Here is a 5,324-nt window from a genome sequence, read left to right as displayed (position 1 = left end):
ACGACGCGCAGCACGTCCGCCACCGGTCCGGGCGAGCCGACCGCACGACTGAACCCCAAGTACCTCTTCGACACCTTCGTCATCGGCGCTTCGAACCGGTTCGCGCACGCGGCAGCCGTCGCCGTCGCCGAAGCACCCGCCAAGGCGTACAACCCGCTGTTCATCTACGGGGAGTCAGGCCTCGGCAAGACGCACCTTCTGCACGCCATCGGGCACTACGCCCGCAGCCTCTACCCCGGCACGCGGGTGCGCTACGTGAGCTCCGAGGAGTTCACCAACGAGTTCATCAACTCCATCCGCGACGGCAAGGCGGACGCGTTCCGCAAGCGCTACCGCGACATGGACATCCTGCTCGTGGACGACATCCAGTTCCTGGCCGACAAGGAGTCGACGCAGGAGGAGTTCTTCCACACCTTCAACACGCTGCACAACGCGAACAAGCAGATCGTGCTCTCCAGTGACCGGCCGCCCAAGGCGCTGGTCACGCTGGAGGACCGGCTCCGCAACCGCTTCGAGTGGGGCCTCATCACGGACGTGCAGCCACCGGAGTTGGAGACGCGCATCGCGATCCTCCGGAAGAAGGCCGTGCAGGAGCAGCTCAACGCACCGCCCGAGGTGCTGGAGTTCATCGCCTCGCGGATCTCACGCAACATCCGCGAGTTGGAGGGCGCGCTCATCAGGGTCACGGCCTTCGCCTCGCTCAACCGGCAGCCCGTCGACCTCGGACTGACGGAGATCGTCCTCAAGGACCTCATCCCCGGCGGTGAGGACGCCACTCCGGAGATCACGGCGCCGGCCATCATGGCCGCAACCGCCGACTATTTCGGGCTCACCGTGGACGATCTCTGCGGATCCTCGCGCAGCCGCGTCCTGGTGACGGCCCGTCAGATCGCCATGTACCTGTGCCGGGAGCTCACGGACCTCTCGCTGCCCAAGATCGGCAGCCAGTTCGGCGGCCGTGACCACACCACGGTGATGCACGCGGACCGCAAGATCCGCGCGTTGATGGCCGAGCGGCGCTCCATCTACAACCAGGTGACCGAGCTGACGAACCGCATCAAGAACGCCTGAGCCCGCGTCCGCGCGACCACGAGCCCTCCGGGATCAACTCCCGGAGGGCTCTTTGCTGTTCGAATCCGCGGCCCCGGGGAGCCATGTTCCACAGACGGAAGCCGAATGAGGCGTCCACACCCTGTGGGTCCCGGAAGTTGTCCAGACGGCGTCCACAGTGCAGCCCCTGAGCGGGCCGTTCTCCGAGGTCACGGGGCTGTGTATTTGTGTGCAACCGAAGTTCACAGGATGTGGAGCGCGGACGGGGTGAGGGACGGCCGCACGGCTCTGTCCACCGCCCGCCCACAGGTATCGCTGTGTTGTCCCCAGCTTCTCCACAGCGCTGTCCACTGTTCGGCAACTCGACGCGCCTGCTCACTGGTCCGAGTGAAAGGCGTCACACTGCACCCCCGGTTTGGCCTGTGGGAAAGGTGGGGAAACCGGGGTGCTCGGCTGTGGGGAACTCGCCTCAGCCTGTGCATCGGGTGTGCAGAACTTTTCGCCGTCCACAGAAGCAGTGGGTTCCTCCACCGCTGCGCCCACAGGGCCGGTGGACAAAATCTCGGCGCTGAGCTGCGGAAACGGGGTTTTCCACGGTTTCCACAACCCCTACTACTACGACCACCTATAGAGAACCCGGAATCCGTTTCGAAGTGGGGGCTGTGCACAACTCGGAGCGACCGCCTCCTACCCGCCCTGCAACGACTTGACCCACACCCGCGCCGACTGTCAGCGCAGTGCGTCAGACTGGTCCCCGGCAACGAGCCGACTACGACAAGCAGCAGGGCGAGTAGCCAGCAACAGCAGGAGGCGGCTGAAGGTGAAGATCCGGGTAGAGCGCGATGTTCTCGCGGAGGCGGTGGCCTGGGCGGCGAAGAGCCTCCCCGCCCGTCCGCCCCAACCGGTCCTGGCGGGCCTGCTGCTGAAGGCCGAGGACAGCTCCCTGAGCCTCTCCGGCTTCGACTACGAGGTCTCGGCGCGTGTTTCGGTCGAGGGCGAGGTCGAGGAGGAGGGCACGGTCCTCGTCTCCGGCCGCCTGCTCGCCGACATCTGCCGTTCGCTCCCCAACCGTCCGGTGGAGATCTCCACAGACGGTGTACGGGCGACGGTCGTCTGCGGCTCCTCCCGATTCACACTGCACACACTGCCTGTGGAGGAATACCCGGCGCTCCCCGAGATGCCGACCGCCACGGGCACGGTGCCCGGTGAGGTCTTCGCGGCCGCCGTCTCCCAGGTGGCCATCGCCGCCGGCCGTGACGACACCCTGCCCGTGCTCACCGGTGTGCGGATCGAGATCGAGGGCGACACGGTCACGCTGGCCTCGACCGACCGATACCGCTTCGCCGTCCGCGAGTTCCTGTGGAAGCCGGAGACCCCTGACGCGTCCTCAGTGGCGCTCGTGCCCGCGAAGACGCTGCTGGAGACGGCCAAGTCGCTCAGCAGCGGCGACAGTGTGTCGCTGGCGCTCTCCGGGTCGGGTGCGGGCGAGGGCCTGATCGGTTTCGAGGGTGCCGGGCGTCGTACGACCACGCGGCTGCTGGAAGGCGATCTGCCCAAGTACCGGACGCTGTTCCCGACGGAGTTCAACTCGATCGCGGTGATCGAGACGGCGCCGTTCGTGGAGGCGGTCAAGCGCGTCGCCCTGGTCGCGGAGCGCAACACCCCGGTCCGGCTGAGCTTCGAGCAGGGTGTGCTGACCCTGGAGGCCGGGTCGAGCGACGATGCACAGGCTGTGGAGCGTGTGGACGCGGAGTTGGAGGGCGACGACGTCTCGATCGCCTTCAACCCGGGCTTCCTGCTGGAGGGTCTGAGCGCGATCGACTCTCCCGTCGCGCAGCTGTCGTTCACGACGTCGACCAAGCCGGCGCTGCTGAGTGGCAGGCCCGCCAAGGACGTCGAGGCGGACGAGGCGTACAAGTACCTGATCATGCCTGTGAGGTTGTCGGGCTGACGTGCCCGTCGCGGCTGGTCCTGGCATGTGAACGGCAACGCGAGGGGCGTCCTCCGTACGGTCGCGGCATGCCTGTGAGGCCGTCGGGCCGATGGGGTCACACGGCCCCTGAGCAGCGACAACTGAGCGGCCGGAGCCCACAGGTGTGCACAGACCCGGGGGCGTAGGGTCGAGCCCAGGCACGAATCGTGAAAGAAGGGGCACCTGATGGAGCTCGGTCTCATCGGTCTCGGCAAGATGGGCGGGAACATGCGCGAGCGCATCCGCCGTGGAGGCCACACCGTCATCGGCTACGACCGCGATCCCGACATCGCGGACGTGCACAGCCTCGAAGAGCTGGTGACGTCGCTCAAGGGACCGCGTGTGGTGTGGGTGATGGTCCCGGCGGGCGCCGCGACCCAGTCGACCGTCGATCAGCTCGCCGAGTTGCTCTCCCCCGGCGACGTCGTCGTGGACGGCGGCAATTCCCGCTGGACCGAGGACGAGCAGCACGCCGAGGAGCTGGCGGCCAAGGGCATCGGCTTCGTCGACTGCGGCGTCTCGGGCGGTGTCTGGGGCCTCGAGGTGGGCTATGCGCTGATGTACGGCGGAGCCGACGAGCACGTCGCGCTGGTGCAGCCGATCTTCGACGCCCTCAAGCCCGAGGGCGAGTTCGGGGCCGTGCACGCTGGCAAGGTGGGCGCGGGGCACTTCGCGAAGATGGTTCACAACGGCATCGAGTACGCCATGATGCAGGCCTTCGCGGAGGGCTGGGAGCTGCTCGAGGCGGTCGATTCGGTTACCGACGTGCGTGAGGTCTTCCGGTCCTGGCAGCAGGGAACGGTGATCCGCTCCTGGCTGCTGGACCTGGCGGTCAAGGCGCTGGACTCCGACGAGCACCTCGCCGAACTCCGCGGCTACGCGGCGGACTCCGGAGAAGGCCGCTGGACGGTGGACGCGGCGATCGACCACGCGGTGCCGCTGCCCGCGATCACGGCGTCGCTGTTCGCCCGCTTCTCCTCGCGTCAGAAGGATTCCCCGCAGATGAAGATGGTGGCCGCGCTGCGCAATCAGTTCGGCGGGCACGCCGTCTCGGCGACCGGCGTCCATGTGGACGGGGACACCCCGGGTGCGGACGTCCTTCCGCCGGTGGACGGCTGACGGATCCGATGCACGTCACGCATCTGTCGCTCGCCGACTTCCGCTCGTACGCCCGGGTCGAGGTTTCTCTCGAGCCGGGCGTGACGACGTTCGTGGGCCCCAACGGGCAGGGCAAGACGAATCTGGTGGAGGCCGTCGGCTACCTGGCGTCGCTGGGAAGCCACCGGGTCTCCTCGGACGCGCCGCTGGTGCGGATGGGCGCTGAGCATGCCGTCGTACGGGCCGCGGTGCGGCAGGGGGACCGGCAGCAGCTGGTGGAGCTCGAGTTGAATCCGGGACGGGCGAACCGGGCGCGGATCAACCGGTCTTCGCAGGTCAAGCCGCGCGATGTGCTGGGAATCGTGCGGACGGTGCTCTTCGCACCCGAGGATCTGGCCCTGGTGAAGGGCGATCCGGGTGAACGGCGCCGGTTCCTGGACGAGTTGATGACGGCTCGCTCGCCGCGGATGGCGGGCGTGCGCTCGGACTACGACCGCGTGCTCAAGCAGCGGAACACGTTGCTGAAGTCCGCGGCGATGGCACGGCGGCACGGCGGGCGTGAGCTGGACATGTCGACGCTGGACGTCTGGGACGAGCATCTGGCCCGGGTGGGCGCGGAGTTGCTGGCGCAGCGGCTGGAGCTGATATCGGCGCTGCGGCCGCTGGCGGACAAGGCGTACGAGCGGTTGGCACCGGGCGGCGGTCCCGTGGCCCTGGAGTACAAGGGGCCCGCGGGGGACGGCGGTGCCGACGGTGTCTCCCGCGAGGAGTTGTACGCGGAGCTGCTGGGGGCGCTTCAGGAGTCGCGTCGTTCGGAGATCGAGCGTGGAGTGACGCTGGTGGGGCCCCACCGGGACGACCTGGTGCTGAAGTTGGGTGAGCTGCCGGCCAAGGGCTACGCGAGTCACGGTGAGTCGTGGTCGTTCGCGCTGTCGCTGAGGCTGGCCTCGTACGAGCTCCTCAAGAGCGAGGGCAACGAGCCCGTCCTGGTGCTGGACGACGTGTTCGCGGAGCTGGACGCGCGCAGGCGGGCGCGGCTGGCGGAGTTGGTGGCGCCGGGTGAGCAGGTGCTGGTGACGGCGGCCGTCGAGGAGGACGTGCCCGAGGTGCTGGTGGGGGCGCGCTTCTCGGTCTCCGAGGGGGAGGTCGTGCGGGTGGCGCGGCCGCCAAGCACCGCGCGGAGCTTGCTGTAGACGAGCATGTC

The 5,324-nt window shown here is 68.2% G+C and carries 4 protein-coding genes; all 4 read left to right on the top strand.

Going from position 1 to position 5,324, the window contains the following annotated elements; translation table 11 throughout:
• Positions 1-1,071: chromosomal replication initiator protein DnaA (dnaA, locus tag H5J26_RS28095; RefSeq protein WP_181768777.1), on the top strand; the 1,071-nt coding region annotated here is incomplete at its 5' end.
• A 799-nt stretch (positions 1,072-1,870) separates the two neighbouring features.
• Entirely contained in the window at positions 1,871-3,001 is a 1,131-nt protein-coding gene (gene dnaN / locus H5J26_RS28090) for a DNA polymerase III subunit beta (RefSeq protein ID WP_181768776.1), read from the top strand.
• Between the two features lie 207 nt (positions 3,002-3,208).
• The gene (gene gnd / locus H5J26_RS28085; protein ID WP_181768775.1) at positions 3,209-4,141 is read left to right on the top strand and encodes a phosphogluconate dehydrogenase (NAD(+)-dependent, decarboxylating); all 933 of its coding nucleotides are present in this window, start codon (positions 3,209-3,211) and stop codon (positions 4,139-4,141) included.
• 8 nt (positions 4,142-4,149) lie between these two features.
• Positions 4,150-5,313 carry a DNA replication/repair protein RecF gene (recF, locus tag H5J26_RS28080; protein ID WP_181768774.1) on the top strand — a complete coding sequence of 388 codons (1,164 nt, stop codon included), beginning with the start codon at positions 4,150-4,152 and terminating at the stop codon, positions 5,311-5,313.
• Positions 5,314-5,324: the final 11 nt, after the last annotated feature.

It is taken from the genome of Streptomyces albidus (ex Kaewkla and Franco 2022) (assembly GCF_013870515.1).
Taxonomy (GTDB): Bacteria; Actinomycetota; Actinomycetes; order Streptomycetales; family Streptomycetaceae; genus Streptomyces; species Streptomyces albidus.
Note: the sequence above shows the minus strand (reverse complement) of the source record. Positions and strands in the feature narration are given on the sequence as shown.